We start from the raw sequence: 20,762 nt of genomic DNA, 5'->3' as shown, positions 1-20,762 counted from the left end.
AGGCATGACCTACGACATCGTGCTCGGTGCCATGCTCTTCGGCACGGTCCAGGACGAGCGGACCTCCTTCGAGATCCTGGACCACTTCGTCGAGGCCGGCGGCACCTGGATCGACACCGCGAACTGCTACGCCTTCTGGGAGGACCCCAGTGGCCTCGGCGGGCAGAGCGAGGAACTGCTCGGACGCTGGCTGGCCCGGCGCCCCGGGGTCCGGGACCGGATCAGGATCAGCACCAAGGTGGGCTGCGAACCGACCGAGGCGGGCCGGTTCCCGGAGACCGCCGAGGGGCTGTCGGCGTCGGCGATCAAGAACGGCATCGAGGGCAGCCTCCGCCGGCTCGGCGTCGAGCACGTCGACAGGTACTGGGCGCACATGGAGGACCGCCGTACGCCGCTGGCGGAGACGGTCGCCGCCTTCGACGAACTCGTCTCCGCAGGTAGGGTCGGCGCGCTCGGCTGCTCGAACTACGCGATCTGGCAGGTGGAGCGGGCCCGCGAGATCGCCCGGGCCAACGGGATGACCGGGTTCACGGCGGTGCAGCAGCACGTCACCTACCTCAGGCCCCGCCCCGGGACCCGGCCGACCGTGGCGCACCGGTTCGGGGCGGTCAGCGACGAGGTGGTCGACTATCTGGAGTGCCATCCGGAGATGTCGCTCTGGGCGTACACGCCGCTGCTCAGCGGCCGGTACACCCGGGCGGAGAAGCCGCTGCCGCCGGAGTACGGGCACCCGGGGACCGAGCGCCGGCTGGCGGTGCTCGACGAGGTCGCCGCCGAGACCGGCACCACCCGCAACCACGTGGTGCTCGCCTGGCTGGCCGGTGGCAGCCCCGCCGCCGTCCCGATCGTCGGGGTGAGCAGCGTCGCCCAGCTGCGGGAGGCCCTCGACGGCGTGGCACTGGTGCTCACCGCCGAGCAGCGGGCCCGGCTCGACGCCGCTACCTGACCCGGTCGCCGTCGTCCGGGGTGGCCGCTCCGTCGGTCGTCGCCGCATCGTCCGGGATGGCGGGTGGGATGGGGAAGTTGCGGTCGAAGACGTTGTCGGGATCGTAGGTCGCCTTCACCGCCCGCAGCCGGCCGAGGGTGGGCTCGGGAAACGCGTCCAGCAGGCGCTCCGGGGCGGTGTCGGACTCGAAGCTGAGGTACATGCCGTCCAGGTGCGGGTAGAGCTCGGCCCAGAGCCGGTCGAGCCGGGCCCGGCGTTCCGGGACGGTGGCGGCGAGCACCGAGAAGTTCTGGCTCCGGTGCGGATAGGCGGTCTCGTCCCGGGCGACGTCGTTGACGGCTCCGCCGACCGAGCGGAACTGCACCACCAGTACGTCACCGGAGCGGATCATCTTCGCCAGCGCCGCCGCGGCCGGCTCGGTGAGGTGGTGCAGCAGGCCGCTGTGGCTGTCCGCCAGGCCCTGACCGTGGTGCCGGTTGCCGGGCGGGGCGACGATCGCCGGGTATCCGACGAGCTGCGCCTGCTGGTCGACGACCGGTCCGATCTCCAGGAACGGGCGGAGTGCCGACTCGGCCGCCTCGACGTCGTCACCGGCGTAGACCAGGGTCACCTGGGCCATCGGCGGGTTGCCGCGCCGGCCGGGGAAGAGCGAGAGGAAGCTGGTGATCTCCCGGGGGGATTCCTCGACCAGCCCGCCCCAGCGCCGCAGCAGCCCGGCCGGTTCCGAGGCGTCCACCACGAGCTGGGCGTGGACGACGTCGCCGACCTCGTACGCCTCCAGTTCCAGGGCGGTGACCACGCCGAAGTTGCCGCCGGCACCGCGTACCGCCCAGAACAGCTCGGGGTGGTGGTCCCGGTCGACCCGGAGCAGTCGGCCGTCCGCGGTGACGAGTTCGGCGGCGACGACGTGGTCGATGGTCAGGCCGTGCCTGCGGGCCAGGTATCCGATCCCGCCGGTGGTGGCCAGGCCGCCGACGCCGACGTCGCCGTAGTCGCCGGAGCTCATCGCCAGGCCGTCCGGGGCGAGCGCCCGGGCGACCTCTCCCCACCGGGCGCCCGGTTCGAGCCGGATCCGCCGGCTGGCCCGGTCGAGCACCTCGATCCGGTTCAGCCTCGACAGGTCCAGCACGATGCCGCCGTCGTTCGTGGACCGGCCACTGATGCCGTGCCCGCCGCTGCGTACCGAGATCGTCGCCTGCTGGGCGCGGGCGTAGGCCAGCGCCTCGGCCACCTCGGCGGCGTTGCCCGGCCGGAGCACCAGGGCGGGGGAGCCGGAGTGGCTGTAGCTGTGCCGGACGCGCTCGTAGGCGGCGCCGCCCGGCTCCACCGCGCCGGCGGCCAGCGACGGCGGCAACGCGTCGTAGTCGACGCCCCGGTGCCGCCTGGCCAGCGCGACGGCCGGTCGGACCGGCCCGGTCGGGGTTCCGCTCTTGCGGCGTTCGGTGGCGACCGCCTCGCGCAGTGCCGGTGCCACCTCCTGGCCGAACATCTGGAACAGCCGGGGGTCGTCCTGGCCGATCAGGAAGGCGCTGAACCCCTCGTCCAGGACGAGGGGCAGGAGCTGGTCGACCCACTGCTCCGGCGGCCCCTGCAGGAAGCCGTGCCCGGCGGGGGAGGAGCCGACCCGCATGACGTTGAGCAGCCGGCGGATCTGTCGCGGGTCGCGCCCGGCCCCGACGGCCGCCTCGTCGATCATCCGGTTCGCGGTGACCCGGTCGGGGGTGTCGAGGTATTCCAGCGTCGGCAGCCAGCCGTCGCCCCTGCGCCCGGTCAGCGCCAGCATCCTGGGCTTGTACGCACCCAGCCAGATCCCGATCTCGTGCGCCGGTGCGGGTCCACGCCGCATTCCCGGTACCGGATAGTGCTCGCCGGTCAGCCGCAGCGGCCCCGCCGTGCCGGTGTCCCACACCCCGCGCAGCAGGTCGATCGCCTCGCTCAGGGCCGCCACCCCCGGGCCGGGGCCGAGCCGGCGGCCACCCATGCCCTCGATCGCGTCCCAGAACGCCCCGGCGCCGAGGCCGAGTTCGAACCGTCCGCCGGAGAGCAGGTCGAGGCTGGCGGCGGCCCGGGCCAGCACGGCCGGCGGGCGCAGTGGCAGGTTCAGCACGTTGGCCGAGACCCGGATCCGCTCGGTGCGGGCGGCGACCCAGCTCAGCAGGGTCCAGGTGTCCAGGAAGCCCGGGTTGTAGGGATGGTCCTGGAAGGTGGCCAGATCGAGCCCGGCCGACTCGGCCAGCTCGGCGAGCCGCACCGCCCGGTCCGGGGTCTGCGCGTCAGGTGTGACGAATGCCCCGAACAGCAGTTCGTGCCCGTAGTCAGGCATCAAGTGTACCTCCGTGCCCCGTCGGTTGCCGGCCGACGAGAAGTCTAGGCGGGATATCTTCTGTTGCCCAACTGATATGTGGGACAACATATTCCGTCCAGATCGATTCCCGCCCGCGCCGAGGCTGGTGGCGGCCGCGCGCCCGGCCGCCCCCGGACAGTCAGCCGAGTGTGAGCACGCCGTAGTGGTCGAGGCGGTCGACGGTCACCGACAGCCGGCCGTGCCGGCAGGACCAGGCCGGCGCCCGCGACCCCGCGAAGTCCGGGGAGACCAGCGTGATCCGCCGGGGGCAGGACGGCAGGTCGACCCGTACGCCGACGCCGGCCTGTGACACGATCCCCCGGTCGTAGTTGTGGTTGACCAGGTGCAGCGTCCGGTTGCCGGTGCCCCGCTGCACGAGCAGGCTCGCCGCGACGTCGGCCACCCCGACCCGCACGTGCTGCGGCCCGTGGTCGTTGTCCCGGAACAGCGCCCGGTGGGTGCGGTAGAACCCGGTGTACGCCTTGAAGAAGTCCAGCATCCCGGCCTGCTCCGCCGTCGGGCCACCCACCGTGTCCTTGAGGTGGAACGACGGGAAGAGCCCGTTCGCGTACGCTTCGGCGCCGAAGATCTGCCAGTAGTCCCGCTTCTCGGCCACCGGCAGGTTCTGGTAGTCGGTCATCATGTCGCTCGGCCAGTCGATGAAGATTGCCACCGGCACGTTCCCGGCGATCTCGCGGTTCTTCTCCTTCAGGTAGCGGTAGTTGGCCTGCAACGACCTGGCCCCGTCGAGGTGGCCGTCCACCACCGGCACGTAGTCGGCACCCCGGAAGTCGGGAGTCTGCTCGTCCGGGTTCCACGGGTACATCCCGACACTGTTGAAGTCCACGTACGGCAGCAGCCCGTTGGAGCTGACCAGCAGGTGCCGCCGGCCCGTCCGCCAGGCGTACCCGCGCAGCTCGTCGACCATCTCCTTCCAGTACCGGCGCAGGTAGCTGGCGGTGAAGGAGTGGTCGTCGGCGTACATCCGGTTCGCGGTCACCCGCCCCCACTCGGCGGCCATCGGGTTGCCGGTGTTCAGCGGGTCGAGGTGCCAGCCGTTGCTCCGCAGGTAGTCGCGGTAGTTGAAGTTGCGAGCCAGGTCGTCGGCGGGTACGTCGGCGCGGGGCAGGTTGTCGTCGGTCATCCCGAACCGGGACTTCCAGTCGGCGGCGGTGTGTGCCGGGTACTTCGCCAGCAGGTACCTGTTGAAGTCGGCGAGGGCGTGGTCGTCGAAGCCCTCGTTGCCGTTGAAGCCGTACTTCTGCCCGCCGCTGAACCCGGCGTTCACCTCGTCGAGGTTGATCCCGTCCACCCCGCCGTCGATCTGGATCTTCGCCCAGCCGAGCAGGTAGTCCCGGTATCTCGGGTTGAAGATGTTGCCCCGCCGGGCCGGAGTCGGGAAGCCGAACTCGTCGTGCGGCACCGGGTTGTTCTCGGCGTCCCGGGTCGACATGTCGTCGAAGATCTCCGGGCTGGCGAAGTCGTCCGGGAAGATGACGCTGGCCGTCCCGCTGCCCATGAAGGCGATGCCCCTGGCGTGGTAGCGCCGGATCTGGCTGAAGTCGTAGTCGGCCGCCTCGTCACCACTGGTGGACCACTTCCCGATCGCCCGGATGGTGACGTCCGGGACGAGTTCGTAGACCTGCGGGTCCTCGGAGTCCACCTCCGACTGGCTGAAGCCGAAGACCGCGAAATTCGCCGCCCGGGGCCGGCCGAAGGGCTCGCCGGCCCCGGCCGCGGCGGCGGCGGTGGGCTGCACCGGCGGCAGCAGCGCCAGCGCGAGTACGGCGGCACACGGTGCCCAGCGCGCTGTTCCGGATCGCCGCGACATCGGGTACCTCCTCCGGTCAGCATCCGAGGCGCCGACCGCCGGCCCGGCGTCGAACTCCGGACGGCGGGGCATCGCGAGCATATGCCCGCACCGACGAGATCGAAAGATGTCGATCGATGGCGTGCCGGTGGCGCGGGCCGGTCCGGCTAACGCGGTTCCGTGCCGCAGTTGTTGCTGGTCCGGGTGACCGTGTACTCGTGGTCGTCGTGGGTGATGCCGGACGGCTCACCGTCGAAGTACGCCTCCACCTTCTGCCAGCCCTGGCGCTGCTCGTAGTGCAGGTGCGGGGCGCCGGAGTTGCCGGTGCTGCCGACCCGCCCGATCTGCTCGCCCTGCTCCACCCGCTGACCGACCCGGACCAGCGGCGGTTCGAGGAGGTGCAGGTACTGCGTCTCCCACTTGCCACCGTGGTCGATCTTCACCCAGTAGCCGCCGCCCCGGCCGCGCGGACCGTCCGGGTTCTCCGGGGTACGCCCGCCGAGCGAACCGTTGATCCCGGCCACCGTGACCCGGCCGCCGTACGACGCCAGCACCGGCCGCCCCCACGCCTCGCCCCGGACGGGGAAGAGGTCGACGTCGAAGTCGTCGTGCCCGGGATAGGTGCCGAGCTGCCACTTCTCGCCACAGGCGACCGGCAGTTGGAAGAGCGGGCGCGGACCGGGCGGTCGCAGCAGCAGCACCGCGACCACGGCCGCCGCGAGCAGGGCCACCGCCGAGGCGACCGCGGCGAGGACCAGCAGGATCCGGGTGCTGCGGCTGCGGGGCCGGCGGTCGCGGCGTCTGGTCGGCTGGCCGGTCGTCACCGCCCCGAGGATGGCAGACGGCGGCAACCCGTCGGCGTCCGGGTGGCTCGGCGCACCGGGTCAGCCGCCTGCGGCGTCCCTGGCGTACCGGCCGGGGGAGAGCCCGAGGATCCGCTTGAAGTGCCGGTTCAGGTGCGCCTGGTCGTAGAAGCCCGCCTCGGCGGCGGCCACGGTGATCGGCAGTCCCGCCCGGATCAGGGACTTGGCCCGGCGCACCCGGACCGAGGTCTGGTACGCGTGCGGCGGCATCCCCACCGCCGAACGGAACACCCGGGACAGGTGGAACGGGCTGAGCCCGGCAAAGGCGGCCAACGCCTCCAGGGTCACGTTCCGGTCCAGGTGTTCGTGCAGGTACTCCCTGCTGCGGCGGACCGCCCCGGGCTCCCGGCCGGGGGACCCCGGTGCCCGGGCCGGCGTCGAGTGCCGGGTCACCAGCAGCACCAGGGCCTCGACCAGACACTCCTCCCGCTCCAGCCGGTTCGCCCGCACCGACTCGGAGAGCAGGTGGAATCGGCGCAGCCGGTCCACCACCCTCCGGTCCCGTACCACGTCCGCGCCGAACGCCGGCATCCCGGGCCGGTCGCCGGGAAACTCCGCCACGATCCTCCCGAACAGCTCGGGACCGGGGTAGAGAGCCCGGTAGCTCCAGGACGACTCCGCCGGTGGACCTCCGGCGTGCGCCTCCTCCGGATTGAGCGCGATCACGTCATCGGGACCGACGACGTGGCTGCCGCCCCGGTAGGTCGGTCTGGCCAGCCCGTCCTCGGTCAGGGCGAGGAAGAACTCCTCGTGCGCGTGCGGCCGGAACTCGAACTCGCTGATGGTGGCCCGGAACAGTTCCAGGCCACCGAGATCCGCCACCCGCCACATCCGGGCCGGATCGGCTCCGGTCCCGGCACGGGAGCCACCGGAAGCACCCACCACGACACCGAGCCTAGTGCGCTCCGATCGGCTGGTGCCGGGGCACGGCCGTGGCAGACTTCCCGTGGTGCGGATCAGCCAGGCGGGTGTGGACGACGTCGCGGACCTGGCCCGGCTGTCGTGGCTGGACACCCTGGACGAGGAGCCGGCCCAGCCGTCCGTTGCCGCGTTCGCGGCGGAACTCGCTGCCTGGTGGGCCGCCCACCAGCACTCGCACCTGGCGTTCGTCGCTCGACTCCGTCGACCGGAGATCGTCGGCGTGGCCTGGGTCGCGCTCGTCCCCCGCGTGCCGAGACCGGGCGCGACGGGACGGTTGTCCGCGGACATCCAGAGCGTCTTCGTCCTGCCGGAACAGCGCGGCCAGGGGATCGGCTCGGCGCTCGTGCAGGCCGCTGCCGAGCATGCGACCCGGCTCGGAGCCCTTCGGGTGACCGTCCAGTCCGGTCGCCGGGCGGTGCCGGTGTACGAGCGGCTCGGCTTCGCCTCGTCCCGACAACTCCTACAGCGACTGCCGGGTTAAGGCCCTGTTCGAGGCCGGGCGCAGCAATCCCGTCCAAGACCCGCGCAGCGGCTCAGTCCTAACGTCCTCCGGGTGCGTGACCGCAGCGGATCGGAGGACCAGCAGGTGGAGACAGAACCGAGTACCCGAACCCGGCCGCCCGGCCGCAGCCCGGACGAACTGCTCGACCGTACGGCCCGGATCGCGGCCGACTGGCTGCGGTCGCTGGACCGGCGGCCGGTGGCCGGACCGGCGACCGTCGACGAGCTGCGCGCCCGGTTCGCCGCCCCACTTCCGGACAACCCCGCCGACCCGCTGCTGGTGCTGGAGGAACTGGCCAGGGATGTCGAGCCGGGACTGCTCGGCATCCCGTCCGGCCGCTACTTCGGCTTCGTCATCGGCGGGGGACTTCCGGCCGCCGTCGCCGCCGACTGGCTCACCTCGGTCTGGGACCAGTGCCCCGGCTTCTACGCCTGCGGTCCGGCGGCCTCGGTGGTGGAGGAGGTGACCGGCGGCTGGCTGGCGGACCTGCTCGGGCTGCCGGCGTACGCCTCGTTCGCCTTCGTGACCGGATGCCAGGCGGCCCACCTCACCGGCCTGGCCGCGGCCCGGCACCACGTGCTGCGCGCCGTGGGCTGGGACGTCGAGGAACGCGGCCTGGCCGGCGCCCCGCCGATCCGGGTCGTCGTCGGGGCCCGGCGCCACGTCAGTGTCGACCGGGCCCTGCGGTTCCTGGGCATCGGCCGGGCGGCCCTGCGGATCGTCCCGGCCGACCGCGCCGGCCGGCTGGACGTCACCGAGCTGGCGGCGGCGCTCGGCGCGACGGCCGGGCCGACGATCGTCTGTGCCCAGGCCGGCGAGGTGAACACCGGGGCGGTGGACGACCTCGACCGGATCGCCGACCTCACGGCCGGACGGGGCGGCTGGCTGCACGTCGACGGTGCCTTCGGAATGTGGGCCGCGGCCAGCCCCGAACTGCGGCACCTGGTCCGGGGCGTCGAGCGGGCCGACTCCTGGGCGTTCGACGCGCACAAGTGGCTGAACGTCCCGTACGACAGCGGCCTGGCGTTCTGCGCCCACCCCGACGCCCACCGGGCCGCGATGTCCGCCACCGCCGACTACCTGGTGCAGGGCGGTCCGGGGGAGCCCCGGGATGCGGTGGACTGGACACCTGCCTTCTCCCGGCGGGCCCGCGGGTTCGCCGTCTACGCCGCGCTGCGGTCGTTGGGCCGGCGCGGCGTGGCGGACCTGGTCGAGCGGAGCTGTGCGCACGCCCGCCACTTCGCCGCCGAGGTGGCCACGCTCCCGGGCTGCACGGTGCTGAACGAGGTCGTACTCAACCAGGTGCTCTTCCGGTTCGACGACGACCGGACGACGGACCGCGTGCTGCACCGGGTCAACGAGAGCGGCGAGGCGTGGCTCAGCGGCACCAGGATCGACGGGCGGCGGGCGATCCGGCTGTCGGTCTGCAACTGGCAGACCGGCGACCGGGACATCGCGCGGGCGCTCGCGGCCTTCCGTGCCGCCGTCGCCGACGTGCCCGCCCACGGCTGATCCGACCACGCCGTGCCGGCTTTGCTCTCCGGGCCGGAATGTCCTATGGTCCTATTCGATGTAGCCGACTCCTTCCCCCGTGGGAGCCGGCTACATCCCTTTTCGGAGGTCGTCACCTGGCGCGGGTCGCCGGATCGTCACATCTGGACGGAAGCCTGAGCATGCCGGACGACGCACCCGCCCGGCCCCGGATCTCGTCCGGAGCGGTGTTCGTCGACGACGACGGCCGGATACTGCTGGTGGATCCGACCTACAAGGCGTTCTGGAACCTGCCGGGTGGTGCCGTCGACGTCGGCGAGTCACCCCGGGCGGCCTGTCACCGGGAGGTACGCGAGGAACTCGGGCTCGACGTTGCCCTCGGTGCCCTGCTGGTGGTCGCCTGGACGGCGGAGAGTCCGGACGGGCGGGTCTTCTTCGTCTTCGACGGCGGAACACTTCCCCGGGAGCGGAGAGCGGCGATCGCACTGCCCCCCGGAGAACTCGCCGGGTACGCCTTCGTGTCGCCGGCCCGAGCCCGGTCCCTGCTCGCCGAGCCGCGCCGGGCCCTGTTGGCCGAGGTGCTGCTGGCCCGTGCCGAGGGACTGACCCGCTATGTCGAGCTGCCGGAGACCACCTGAGCCCGACCGTCCGGCCTGCCTGCGGTCGACGGTCCGGCGCGACCTGGGCCCGACAGCCGGGCCGGCGGCGAACGGCGTGGTCGGGCGGGTGAACCGGGCCCCTGGTCGTGGAACTCGATCTCCACGGTGATCCGGCGGTATCGTGGCAGGCCCTGTCTGTGCCGTGTTCCGGGCCGCCGTCGACGACAGCCACCACCGCGACCTCTGTCGCCTGCACCCTGGGAGCCGCCCCGTGACCCTGCCATCGTCTGACCCGACCCCGGAGTGGTTCGGCACCGCCGCCGAGGTGCTGCCGGACGACGCCGGGCAGAGCGTCCTGGTCGGCCGGATCTGGGATCCGGTCGTCGGCGGACCGTCGCCGGTGGTCGTCCGCGACGGGGACGTCTTCGACGTCAGCGCCGAGTTCGCCACCGTCCGCGACATCTGCGAACTACCCGAACCCGCCGATTCGGTCGCCGGGCTCACCGGCCGCCGGGTCGGCGACTTCGCGGACCTGCTGGCCAACACCGGCCGGGCCGACCGGGACGCCGACCGGCCCTGGCTGCTCGCACCGGTCGACCTCCAGGCGCTGAAGGCTGCCGGGGTGACCTTCGCGGTGTCGTTGGTGGAGCGGGTGATCGAGGAGCGGGCTCGGGGTGACCTGGCCCGTGCGGCGGAGATCCGGCAGCGGTTGCTCGCCGAGATCGGTGCCGATCTGGCGGAGTTGCGGCCGGGTTCGGCGGAGGCGGCGCGGTTGAAGGAGTTGTTGGTCGCGGAGGGGATGTGGAGCCAGTATCTGGAGGTGGGGATCGGGCCGGATGCCGAGATCTTCACCAAGGGACAGGTGCTCTCGGCGGTGGGCACGGCGGTGCCGGTGGGGGTGCTTGCCGGGTCGACGTGGAACAATCCGGAGCCCGAGGTGGCGCTTCTCGTCTCGTCGGCCGGGCGCATCGTCGGGGCGACGTTGGCCAACGACGTGAACCTGCGGGATGTGGAGGGTCGGTCGGCGCTGCTGTTGCCGATGGCCAAGGACAACAACGCCTCGTGTGCGGTTGGTCCGCTGATCCGGCTGTTCGACGATCGGTTCGATCTGGATCGGGTACGTGGTCTGGCGCTGGTGCTGGAGATCGAGGGTGCGGACGGCTTCCGGCTCGACGGCGTCTCGGAGATGTCGTCGATGTCGCGTGATCCGGCGGCGCTGGTGGGGCAGTTGGTGGGTAGGCACCATCAGTATCCGGACGGTGCGGTGCTGATGTTGGGCACGATGTTCGCGCCGATCCAGGATCGGGATCGTCCGGGGGAGGGGTTCACGCACAAGGTCGACGACGTCGTACGGATCAGCTCGCCCCCGCTCGGCACCCTTGTCAACCGGGTCCGGCACAGCGAGGACTGCGAGCCGTGGGACTTCGGGCTCCGCGACCTGATGGCCAACCTGGCCCGCCGGGGACTGCTCTGAACGTCCGCCCTCGCGGCGGCGGTACCCCTCGGGAACGACGCCGGCACGCCCGGGACCCGGTGCGGAGGCTGGCAGCCTCGACACCGGGCCCCGGAAGTACGTCCGGGAGCGGGACTACCTGGCAGCGCAGGTGGGACTCATGCCCGTTCCGGAGCCGGAGCCCTGGAAGCCGAACTCCGTCGACTGGCCGGCGCCGATCGAGCCGTTGAAGCTGACGTTCGTGAACTGGACGGCACCCGTACTGCCGCTGCGGTTGGCGTTCCACACGTTCGTGATGCTGGCACCCGACGGCAGGGTCATCGAGACCGTCCAGCCGTTGACCGGCGCCGAGCCGGCGGTGACCCGTACCGTGGCGACGAATCCGCCCGTCCACTGGTTCAGCGACACCGTCGCCGAACAGGCACCGGTGGCCGGAGGAGTGGTGGCCGGCGGGGTGGTGGCCGGCGGAGTGGTGGCCGGCGGTGTGCCGGGCGGGGTGGTCGGCGGAGGCGTGGTCGGACCGCCGGTCGGCGGCGTCGTGGGCGGGTTGGTCGGCCCGTCCGTCAGGGTCGGGGTCTGCCAGTCCCGCCACTCGGCCAGGTTGCCGGCCTTCCGGCTGGAGATCCGCATCGTGCCGGCGGCGTTGCCGGTCTTCAGCAGGAACTTCTGCAGGTTCTGCTGCAACGGGGTACGCCACTCGTTGCGGACGGCGCAGTGCGTGCCGTCCTGCACGTCCGACCAGTACGTGATGTTGTCGCCCGCGCCGAGTGCCTTGTAGACCTCGGCTCCGCCGAGCGCCGCCACGCTGCCGGACCGGGCGCCCAGCCAGTCGACGTGCGGGTTGTCCATGATGAACAGGCCGCGCGGCGCCACCATGCCCACCATCTGGTGGGTGTCGACCGGCAGGCCCGCCGGGTTGCCGGTGAAGGAGCTGAACGCGTCACCGAGCCACGGTTGCTCACCGTAGGCGCTGCTCAGCGGCTGTGCCCCGCTCTCCGTGGCGATCGAACGGAACGCGCCGACGCCGGCGCTGCCGGATTCGATCGGCATGGTCAGCGCGATGCGCTGGTCGAAGACGCCGATGGTGAAGGCGCCCTTGCCGTACCGGGAGCAGCCGGTGACGCCCATCGCGTCGGCCCGGAGGATGTTGCCGCCGGAGGACTCGATGACGTCGATGATCCGGCTCACGCCCCAGGCCCAGGCCATCAGGATGCCGGTGCTGCTGGACGCGCCGTAGATGCTGTAGAAGGCACCCTGCTTGTTGTTGCGTGGGGTGCCCTCCCGGCCGACCGCGAGGGGGTCGTAGCTGATGACGGCGACCCCGGCGGACCGGATGGTGGAGGTGTCGGCGCCGAAACCGCCCACGACGACGACGGCCGGGAACGGGCCGCTGCCGCTCGGTAGCTGGACGCCGGCCGAGAAGCTGGCGCTCCGGCCCTGGTCCGACACGTTCACCGTGATGCTGGTGCTCGACACCGTTCCCGTGACGCTGGCCGGCTTCGCCGGCTTCTGGCCGTAGACGTGCCGCTCGGCCAGTTCCCTGGTCTCGGCCCGCCGGCAGCGCCAGTCGGCCTTGCTGGTTATCCTGGTGCCGTCCATCTTCCGGAACGGGTCGGGAAGCCGGGAGTTGGACGTCGAACCCGAGCTGGGCACCGGGCAGTCGGCGCCCTCGTCCTCGACGGCCGAAGCGGTCACGACGAGGTCTGCGGCAGCCTCGGCGGTGGTGGTTCTCGCTACTACGGTTACCGTTCCGACGATCGTGAGCGCCGCTACCGCGAGCGTGACGACCGCCGAACGGATTTTGGAGCAGCCCGAGTCGATGGCCACTGGGGGCTCTCCTTCCGGGTGGGTGGCGGATTGGACGACCGGCAATCGACGATCACCGATGTCTATTGATAAGTTTCAATCAACCTTGTTGAACATGTCAATGCGGGCCGGGGGTGTGCCGATCTTGTCGCCGTCGCCGTCGCCGTCGCCGTCGCCGTCCTTGCGTGCGGCGCACTGATGATCGTCAGGCGGCCCGTGGCCGGGGACTGGGATGTCGGCCCCACTGCCGACAGCCGGCCGGCGCCGGCTGGGGAAGATTCTGGAACGCGCGAGCCCGCCGTCGCGTTGGGGTGAGCCGCTGACGGGACTGCTGGCGGGAGTCGCTCAGTGCACGGAGTCGGGATGCCCGGTCGTCGCCGAGCCGCCGCCGCTGCCGCCGGACGCGCCGCCGGCCATCCCGGAACCGTCGTCCTCGGTGACGATGTCCGGGCGCTCGCCCGTACCCGACGGCGCCGGGACGTCCGTCTCGGCCGCCACCTGGGTCAGCCTGGCCTGGCCGTCCTCGTTCTCGGCGCGGTCCGGATCCACCGGCTGCTCGCCCTGACGCGCCCGGTAACCCATGGCCAACCTCCCGATCCGCTCCCGGACGCGGCAGTCGACTGCCGTCGCCCCACCGGGGGCCGTCCGTCCGGCCTGCTTACCCACCGTCGGGTCCTAATCACCCGGAAGGTGACGCCCGGTCGTGCTGCCTGCGGCAGACCGAGGGGAGCACTGAACTGGACAGTAACCCCTAAAACAGACTTACCGCCGGGCAGCCGCCCGCCCCGCTCCGGCCCCGCCCCGCTCCGGCCGGCTGGGCCGGACCGGGGCCGCCCCGGGCTGTCGACTTCCAGGTCCGCCGGCTGTACATGCCGGGGAGAGGCTCAGGCCAGCAGGGCCGGTCGCATCTGCGCGCCCAGGTTGATCGCGCTGACCACCCGGTGACCGGACGGGTCGTAGACGTCGATGTTGTTGTTGCGGCGCATCAGCTCGCGGGCCGGTGGCGGCAGCCGGGGCGGATCGTCGAGCGCCGCACGGACCTGCTGCGCGGTCGAGATCAGTCGGTTTGCCAGGGACGCCGCGTCCACGTCCGCCCGGACGCGGCCGTACTCCCAGCCGGCGGCGGTGAGGTCGAGGATCTCGAAGACGTGCCGCAGCAACGGGCTCGGATCCGTCACCCGGACCAACCTGGGCGCCCGGGCACCCACCACGGCAACCGCCCCGGCCACCTGGACGTACGGGTGGAAGCCGCACGGCAGCGCCAGCAGCGGCCAGCGCAACTGGTGCCCGGCCTCCCGCCACAGCGGTCGGTAGTTACGTCGGTCGACCACCAGCCGACGGCCGGTGTGCCGGTAGACCTCGGCGGCCTGGCCGAGCAGGTCCGCGTTGGCCGCGTCGGCGAACTCCCGGAGCACCCTGGCCGCCACGAACAGGCCGTCGTCACCGTCCAGCAGCCGGCTGACCGCCTCGGCCTGGTCGGCGTACCGCAGTTGTGTACCGGCGCCGAACCGGTGCCGAAGGTCCGACAGGAGTGCCTCCTGCCGGGCCGGATCGTGCTGGACCTGCTTCCTACCCAGCAGACGCCGGAACCACCGCATGTCGTCTCGATTCAGCTGCCGACTGAAGAACGCGGCAATGCTACAAGGTCCGGCCGCCGGGGCGGGACATCGACGCGGGACCGGGCCGGTCCGGCGGTCCTGTCGGTGAACCGGTGACGGTGTGGCCGGACGGCCGGGGCGGGCGGTTCCCGCGTCAGCCCCGCTGTCCCTTGTGGGAACGGCGGGGCCTCCTTGGCGCTGGATTCCAGACGCACCACGGCAGTCGGGCCAAGCCTACCGACAGCTCCGTCCAGACGATCTTCGCGGTCGCCCCGTCCGGAGCCGCCCGGTCGGCCCGGCCTGCCATCCGGCGGGGCGGGCGAAGGCGCTCGACTCCGGGATCGCCCCGGCCGTCCCGGTCCGGACCGGCGCTCCCCGGCCCGCCGGGGAGGCAGCGGAGGACGTGCGGCAGCCCGAGTGATGCTCAAGTAATGCTCAAGATCCGGTTCCGGTGGTTCGTCGGAGTGACGGATGTGCATACGCTCGTCGCACCCGGCCCGATCACCGGCCGCGCCGCGCCTCCTGCCGACGGCGGGTCCCAGCGGCTCGCCGGCCGCCGACGGAAGGAGTGAGCATGCGACGTAGCCGGCTGCGCAGCACGCTTCTCGTCCTGCCCGCCCTGATGGGAACGGTCGTCATGGCCACGGCACCGGCGGGCGCGGATCCCGCCACCGCCGCCGCCACCACCACCACCACCGCCGCCACCACCGCGGCCGGCGTCGGGCGCTCCCAGCTCGAGCACCAGGAGGCGGTACGCCTGGTGCGGATCCAGCTGACCGGTGCCGACATGCTGGACCGGATGGCCGCCGCCGGATTCGACCTCGAGCACGGTGCCCGGCGCGTACCGGCTGGTGTCGAGGCCGAGGCGGTGGTTACCGCCGAGCAGCTCGCCGAACTGACCGCGATGGGAGCCCGGGTCCTCGGCGAGGACGAGCGGTTCACCTGGAGCGACGAGGCCGACGGCGGGCTCCGGACGCTCGGTGCGCGTACCGTCGGGCCGGCCAGCCACGACCGGACGGTACGGATCGTCCGCGCGGACTGGTTCACCACAAAGGGCCAGGGCTTCCTCTACGTCGAGGCCCGGACCACCGAGGGGCAGCAGGCCGACCCGGTCGTGGAGATGCAGCTGGAGAACGACTCCGGCCGGGGTACGCCGTTCGGCTCCGCCCGGACGATGAGCCGGTTCGTCGACTCCGGGCAGTACATGTTCCACCGGAACCTGTTCAAGCTCGACGCGCGCCCGAAGCAGATCCGGGTGACGAGTTCCACCGGTGGTGTCGTCACCGGTCGGGTCTCCGACTGGCTGGAGGACGCCCCGCCGCCGCTGACCGCGAACCCCCGCTACCGGTGGGACTTCGTCGACGGCTACCGGCACCCGCAGCAGCTCTACGCGCGGGCCAGGGAGATCGCCCGGCAGTACCCGGACATCGCCGAGATCGTCCACCTGCCGAACCGGACGAACGGCTACCAGCGCAAGGCGCAGGCCACGATCGGCGGCACCGGGCCGGAGGCGGTCGTGGTCAGCTCGGCGGCCTGGGGGCACGAGGGCGGCAACGACGTCACCGTCGAGTTCGTGGACCGGCCGGGCACCGACCTCCCGCTCGACGTCGAGGTGACCGGCACGGCGGTCCGGGTACTCCTGCGCAAGGACGCCTCGGGTGCTCCGGCGAGTACTGTCGCCGAGGTTGCCACGGCGCTGGAGACCCGCTCCGCCGGCCTGGTCGACCGGGCCCATCCGTACCGGTCGAACACCGGTACCGGCATCGTCGCCCCGACCCCCGGCCCGGTCGCGCTCACCGACTTCCTCGACCAGTTGCGGGCCGGCGCACCGGAGGGCGAGGTGCCGCGCGGCCCGGCCACGATCCCGGTGCTGCGGATCGGCAAGCACCGTGACGGCCGGAACCCCGGCGTCCTGATCCAGGCGCAGGACCACGCCCGCGAGTGGGTACCCGCGACGACGACGCTGGAGACGGCCGAGCGGCTGGTGCACAACTACCGGACCGACCGGGAGACGAAGAAGATCGTCGACGACACCGACATCTTCCTCATCCTCTCCAACAACCCGGACGGGGCGAACTACAGCTTCTACAACTTCGCCTCGCAGCGCCGGAACCTGACAAACCACTGCCCGGACGAGAACGCCGATCCGGCCCGGCGCAACTCCTGGGGTGTCGACCTGAACCGCAACTACCGGGTCGGGTCCGGGCAGGACGGGTACGCGGGCGCGTCGACCAGTTGTGTCAGCGACACCTACCAGGGTCCGGAGAAGCTCTCCGAGCCCGAGGCGAAGAACATCGTCTGGCTGGTCGAGAGGTACTCGAACATCAAGTTCATGATGTCGGTGCACTCCAACGGCGGCCAGTTGTTCTGGCAGCCCGGCGCCTACATCGCGGACGGCCGGATCACCACGCCGCGCCCGCCGCTGGGTGACGAGGCGTTCTACTGGCAGTCGGCCGCCCGGATCCTGTCCCAGGTGAAGGCGCACCGGGAGACCGTCGTCACGCCGGAGAACGTCGGCGGTTCCTCGGACGTGCTCTACTCCTCGGCGGGCAACGTACGCGAGGACCTCTACCACACCTACGGGATCTACGCCTTCGGCTGGGAGGTCGGCGGCTCGGTCTACAACCCGGCCACCGGCGACTGGCAGGGCGGATCGTTCCAGCCGCCCTGGGAAGGTGACCCGCAGCTGGTCAGCGGGCACGCCGAGACGATGGAGTACGCCAACGGGATCATGGAGATGTTCCGGATCGCCGCGGAGTGGGGCAGGGACCGGAGGGACCCGGTCTCCCGGCTGGTGCCCGGCGCCGGGAGGTACCCCGGCCCCGTCGACGTCCGCTTCGACACGAACGAGCCGGCCACCGTCTACTACACGACGGACGGCAGCCGGCCGACGCTGGAGTCGCAGCGTTACGAGGCGACCGAGTTCCGGGAGCCGGGGCAGGTGTTCCACGTGACCGAGACGACGACGTTCCGCTGGTTCTCGGTGGACGCGGCCGGCAACATCGAGAACGACTACGACCCGACGAGGAGGGACCGGCGCGACAGGTACCGCACGGCGACGATCAGGATCGTCGAGCGGTAGCGGCTGTGCGGTAGCGGTAGGCGATCACGGCTGCGGTCCGGGCCCGTGCGGCTCGGGCCGCGCCGGGGTGCGGCTGTGGCAGCGGTGTGGGCGTGCGGCTGCGGCGGGCGGCCGGGCGACCTTCTCCCGCCCGTGTCAGGGCGGCTACGCTTCGCCGCATGGTGAGGTGGCGTTGGCGAGGCCGCCCGGTGGACGTCGCCGGAGCGCGCTGGGCCGGCCGGATGGCGGAGATCGCCGCGGTGCCGGCGGTCGGCCTGGTGGCCCTCGTCGGCCTGCTGGTGCAGTCCCGTGGCCTCGACACCGCCGCCGAGTGGCTGGCACTGCTGGCGGTGCTGGCCGCCGCGGCCGCGCTCTACCTGCGCCGACGCCATCCGGTCCCGGTGGGGGTGCTGGCGCTGACCGCCGTCGCCTGCTACGGGGTACTGCTGCACCGGCCCGGCCCGATCATGCTGGTCTTCGTCGTGGCGCTCTACACCGTGGTCGACGAGGGGCATCTCGCGGTCGCGATCGGGCTCGGCGTCGCCTCGGTGGTCGCCTTCGACGTGGCGGACAGCTATCACCGGACCGTCGACAGCATGAACGGGGCGACCCTGCTGCACGCCGGTTGGCTCGTCGCGGTCATCGTCGGGGTCACCCGCAACCGCCGGGCCTATCTCGCCGAGGCGCAGGCCCGGGTGCTCGCCGCCGAGCGGCGCAAGGAGGAGGAGGCCCGGCACCGGGCCACCGAGGAGCGGCTGCGTATCGCCCGCGAGCTGCACGACGTACTCGGCCATCATCTCTCGCTGATCAACGTGCAGGCCAGCGCGGCACTGCACCGGCCGGATCCGGAGCGGGCCACCCAGGCGCTCACCGCGATCAAGCAGACCAGTAGGGAGACGTTGCACGAGTTGCGGGCGGCGCTCGGCATCCTCCGTCGGCCGGACGAGACGCCGATCGTGCCCGGGCCCGGGTTGAACCGTCTCTACGAACTCGTCACGGCGGCCGGACGAGCCGGCCTGGAGATCCGTACCGAGCTGACCGAGACCCGGCCGCTGCCGCCGGAGGTGGACCTGGCGGCGTACCGGATCGTCCAGGAGGCGCTGACGAACGTGACCCGGCACGCCGGTGCCCGCACGGCGGTGATCCGGGTCCGGCCGGACCGCGACGACGTGCTGGTGGAGGTCGAGGACGACGGTACGGGTACGCCGGGTCCGGCCGGCGACGGGATTCTCGGCATGGACGAGCGGGCCCGGGCGCTGGGCGGCTCGCTGAGCACCGGGGCCGGACCGACCGGCGGATTCCGGGTACGTGCCCGACTGCCTCTCCGGCCCGCTCCGCCGCCGACCGGACTGCCCACGGCGCCGCCGACCGGACAACCCACGACGACATTGCCCACGGCGGAAGGGCCGACGGCGGTGCCCACGACCGGACTTTCCACGGCCCGGGTGCCCGTGGCGGGAGCGGAAGCGGGGGGTGCGGCGTGACCCGGGTGCTGCTCGCCGACGACCAGACGCTGGTCCGCGCCGGCTTCCGGTCCATCCTGGAGGGTGAGGAGAGCATCGAGGTGGTCGGCGAGGCCGCCGACGGTGCCGAGGCGGCGCGGCTCGCCCGGCAGTTGCGGCCGGACGTCGTACTCATGGACATCCGGATGCCGGGGCTGGACGGCCTGGCGGCCACCCGGGAGATCGTCGCGGGCTGCACCGGTCGGGTGATCATCCTGACCACCTTCGACCTGGACGACTACGTGTACGGTGCGCTGCGGGCCGGTGCGAGCGGCTTCCTGGTCAAGGACACCGAGCCGGCGGAGCTGATCCACGCGGTACGGGTGGTGGCGCGCGGCGACGCGCTGATCGCGCCCTCGGTCACCCGCCGGCTGATCTCCGAGTTCAGCGCCCGGGTCAGGCATCCGGACCCGGCTCCCCGACTGCGTGCGCTCACCGAGCGGGAGCGTGAGGTGATGGCGCTGGTCGCCGCCGGCCTCTCCAACGACGAGATCGCGGCCCGGCTGGTGCTGAGTCCGGCGACCGCGAAGACACACGTCAGCCGGATCATGACCAAGACCCGGGTGCGGGACCGGGCCCAGTTGGTGATCCTCGCCTACGAGTCCGGCCTGACCGTCCCCGGCTGGCTCGCCGCCTCCTGAACCACGACGTCCGCCGGGCCGAGTGAACCACGACGTCCGCCGGGCCGAGCCATCCGGCGGACGTCCGGTGACCGTCCAGGGGAGCGGCCCGGCACCCCGTGTCCCGGTCCGTCAGGTCAGCCGGTGCGACGGGCGCGGGCCAGGGACAGGCCACCCAGCAGCGTGCTGACCAACCCGAGTGCCAGGGCCACGAACCCTCCGCCCAGGCCGTTGCCGGTGCCGACGCCACCCTCGGCGGTGAGCACGACCACCCCGCCGACGGCCATGCCGACCAGCCCCAGCAGCAGTGCGACGACGCCGCCGCGCCGCCCGGTGCCGGCAGGCCCGTTCCGACGGGCCCAGGCCAGCACCCCGACGACCACGCCGACCAGCCCCAGCAACCCGGCCACGGCGGATTCGACCCGCCCCGCGCTCATCGTGTAGGCGCTGGCGGCCAGGGGTTGGGACGAGACGTACGCGGCCGCCGGTGCGGCGAACCCGAATCCGCCGAGGCCGAGCCCGCCGAGCAGCGCGGTCGTGGTGGTGGCAAGCAGATGACGCACGGACATCGAGAACTCCTCTTCTGGTACGACCAACCGTCGGCCGCAGCCTAGGTACCGGGACGGTCACGGATCGTCATGCCGGAGTGGTGACCCGGTCTACCACCCGGGTTGTCCGGACCCGGGCCGGCGTACCCCCGTGGTTGTCCCGGTTGACCTCCGGGCCCGGCTCGACCTCCGGGCCGGGTCGGTTTCGTCGCGGACGATCGTGGGAAGGAGGTGGCAATGCATCCGCACCAGCCGGCCGCGCCCGGCATGCCGACCGAGCCTCTGCCGATCGCCCAGGTCAACACGGGTATGTCGGTCGTCGACGCCGCCGGGGAAGCCGTCGGCACCGTCACCGCAGTGCAGCAGCCCGGCACCGACGTACGCCCGGACGCGCCGCACGGCGAGGCGGAGAGCCTGATGGCCAACGGGTACCTGCGGGTCGACGGCGCCGGCCTGATGGCCACCGACGTCTACGCCGGCGGCCATCAGGTGGCCGACGTGTCGGAGGCCGACCCGGGCGTGGTGACCCTCACGGTGCCGCGCGACGCGCTGTCCCGGGCGAACTGACCCCCGCACGGGGCCGGGCGTCCCCGTCCGTCCCCGTTCCGGCCCGATCCCGGAGCCGGCCGATCCCGATCCCGGTTTCGATTCCGGGTTCGTTCTTGGTGTGCACGCTCCATCCCGGACAGGCTCTGACA

Annotated in this window: 17 protein-coding genes; 9 read left to right on the top strand and 8 right to left on the bottom strand. The window is 72.3% G+C overall.

From position 1 onward, the window contains the following. The first annotated feature begins 4 nt into the window (after nucleotides 1-4). Nucleotides 5-946 carry an aldo/keto reductase gene (locus ACN28A_RS35545; RefSeq protein ID WP_421403027.1) on the top strand — a complete coding sequence of 314 codons (942 nt, stop codon included), beginning with the start codon at nucleotides 5-7 and terminating at the stop codon, nucleotides 944-946. Here ACN28A_RS35545 and ACN28A_RS35540 read toward each other — a convergent pair. The 4 genes from ACN28A_RS35540 to ACN28A_RS35525 form a co-directional block, all read right to left on the bottom strand. Next, nucleotides 939-3,269: an LLM class flavin-dependent oxidoreductase gene (locus ACN28A_RS35540; protein WP_421403025.1), complete on the bottom strand. Its 2,331-nt coding sequence runs from the start codon at nucleotides 3,267-3,269 to the stop codon at nucleotides 939-941. The two genes, ACN28A_RS35545 and ACN28A_RS35540, sit on opposite strands and share 8 nt — an antisense overlap. Nucleotides 3,270-3,429: 160 nt before the next feature. Further along, nucleotides 3,430-5,121, bottom strand: a complete 1,692-nt coding sequence (locus ACN28A_RS35535) for a hypothetical protein (RefSeq protein WP_421403024.1) — start codon at nucleotides 5,119-5,121, stop codon at nucleotides 3,430-3,432. A gap of 146 nt (nucleotides 5,122-5,267) precedes the next feature. Next, on the bottom strand, nucleotides 5,268-5,924 hold the full coding sequence (locus ACN28A_RS35530) for a M23 family metallopeptidase (RefSeq protein WP_421403023.1): 657 nt from the start codon (nucleotides 5,922-5,924) through the stop codon (nucleotides 5,268-5,270). Between the two features lie 60 nt (nucleotides 5,925-5,984). Beyond that, the gene (locus ACN28A_RS35525) at nucleotides 5,985-6,848 is read right to left on the bottom strand and encodes a helix-turn-helix domain-containing protein (RefSeq protein WP_421403021.1); all 864 of its coding nucleotides are present in this window, start codon (nucleotides 6,846-6,848) and stop codon (nucleotides 5,985-5,987) included. Between the two features lie 64 nt (nucleotides 6,849-6,912). Here ACN28A_RS35525 and ACN28A_RS35520 point away from each other — a divergent pair, with 64 nt between their 5' ends. From ACN28A_RS35520 to ACN28A_RS35505, 4 genes are all read left to right on the top strand, one after another. Beyond that, a complete protein-coding gene (locus tag ACN28A_RS35520; protein ID WP_421403019.1) occupies nucleotides 6,913-7,365 on the top strand; it encodes a GNAT family N-acetyltransferase in 453 nt (150 codons plus the stop codon). Nucleotides 7,366-7,524: 159 nt separating this feature from the next. After that, entirely contained in the window at nucleotides 7,525-8,898 is a 1,374-nt protein-coding gene (locus ACN28A_RS35515; protein ID WP_421404826.1) for a pyridoxal phosphate-dependent decarboxylase family protein, read from the top strand. A 161-nt stretch (nucleotides 8,899-9,059) separates the two neighbouring features. Next, on the top strand, nucleotides 9,060-9,515 hold the full coding sequence (locus ACN28A_RS35510; RefSeq protein WP_421403017.1) for an NUDIX domain-containing protein: 456 nt from the start codon (nucleotides 9,060-9,062) through the stop codon (nucleotides 9,513-9,515). 232 nt (nucleotides 9,516-9,747) lie between these two features. After that, nucleotides 9,748-10,950, top strand: a complete 1,203-nt coding sequence (locus tag ACN28A_RS35505) for a fumarylacetoacetate hydrolase family protein (RefSeq protein WP_421403015.1) — start codon at nucleotides 9,748-9,750, stop codon at nucleotides 10,948-10,950. A gap of 114 nt (nucleotides 10,951-11,064) precedes the next feature. Here ACN28A_RS35505 and ACN28A_RS35500 read toward each other — a convergent pair whose 3' ends face one another. The 3 genes from ACN28A_RS35500 to ACN28A_RS35490 form a co-directional block, all read right to left on the bottom strand. Next, nucleotides 11,065-12,756, bottom strand: coding sequence for a cellulose binding domain-containing protein (locus tag ACN28A_RS35500; RefSeq protein WP_421403013.1), 1,692 nt, complete (start codon nucleotides 12,754-12,756; stop codon nucleotides 11,065-11,067). Between the two features lie 324 nt (nucleotides 12,757-13,080). Next, nucleotides 13,081-13,317 carry a preprotein translocase YidC gene (locus ACN28A_RS35495; RefSeq protein WP_421403012.1) on the bottom strand — a complete coding sequence of 79 codons (237 nt, stop codon included), beginning with the start codon at nucleotides 13,315-13,317 and terminating at the stop codon, nucleotides 13,081-13,083. Between the two features lie 302 nt (nucleotides 13,318-13,619). Further along, nucleotides 13,620-14,333: a hypothetical protein gene (locus ACN28A_RS35490; protein WP_421403010.1), complete on the bottom strand. Its 714-nt coding sequence runs from the start codon at nucleotides 14,331-14,333 to the stop codon at nucleotides 13,620-13,622. 574 nt (nucleotides 14,334-14,907) lie between these two features. Here ACN28A_RS35490 and ACN28A_RS35485 point away from each other — a divergent pair. The 3 genes from ACN28A_RS35485 (at nucleotide 14,908) to ACN28A_RS35475 (ending at nucleotide 19,537) form a co-directional block, all read left to right on the top strand. Beyond that, nucleotides 14,908-17,415 (top strand): M14 family metallopeptidase, encoded by a 2,508-nt coding sequence (locus ACN28A_RS35485; RefSeq protein ID WP_421403009.1) that lies wholly within the window; start codon nucleotides 14,908-14,910, stop codon nucleotides 17,413-17,415. A 158-nt stretch (nucleotides 17,416-17,573) separates the two neighbouring features. After that, nucleotides 17,574-18,878: a histidine kinase gene (locus ACN28A_RS35480; RefSeq protein ID WP_421403007.1), complete on the top strand. Its 1,305-nt coding sequence runs from the start codon at nucleotides 17,574-17,576 to the stop codon at nucleotides 18,876-18,878. After that, nucleotides 18,875-19,537 (top strand): response regulator, encoded by a 663-nt coding sequence (locus tag ACN28A_RS35475; protein WP_421403005.1) that lies wholly within the window; start codon nucleotides 18,875-18,877, stop codon nucleotides 19,535-19,537. The genes ACN28A_RS35480 and ACN28A_RS35475 overlap by 4 nt, the downstream gene beginning before the upstream one ends. Before the next feature lie 116 nt (nucleotides 19,538-19,653). Here the strand turns inward: ACN28A_RS35475 and ACN28A_RS35470 are convergent, their stop codons facing one another. Further along, the gene (locus ACN28A_RS35470) at nucleotides 19,654-20,085 is read right to left on the bottom strand and encodes a DUF6223 family protein (RefSeq protein ID WP_421403004.1); all 432 of its coding nucleotides are present in this window, start codon (nucleotides 20,083-20,085) and stop codon (nucleotides 19,654-19,656) included. A 216-nt stretch (nucleotides 20,086-20,301) separates the two neighbouring features. On the opposite strand from ACN28A_RS35470, the gene ACN28A_RS35465 reads away from it, so the two are divergent. Next, nucleotides 20,302-20,631: a hypothetical protein gene (locus tag ACN28A_RS35465; RefSeq protein WP_421403002.1), complete on the top strand. Its 330-nt coding sequence runs from the start codon at nucleotides 20,302-20,304 to the stop codon at nucleotides 20,629-20,631. Nucleotides 20,632-20,762 lie beyond the last annotated feature (131 nt).

Source organism: Plantactinospora sp. WMMB782, from assembly GCF_049179135.1.
Classification (GTDB): Bacteria; Actinomycetota; Actinomycetes; order Mycobacteriales; family Micromonosporaceae; genus Plantactinospora.
Note: the sequence above shows the minus strand (reverse complement) of the source record. Positions and strands in the feature narration are given on the sequence as shown.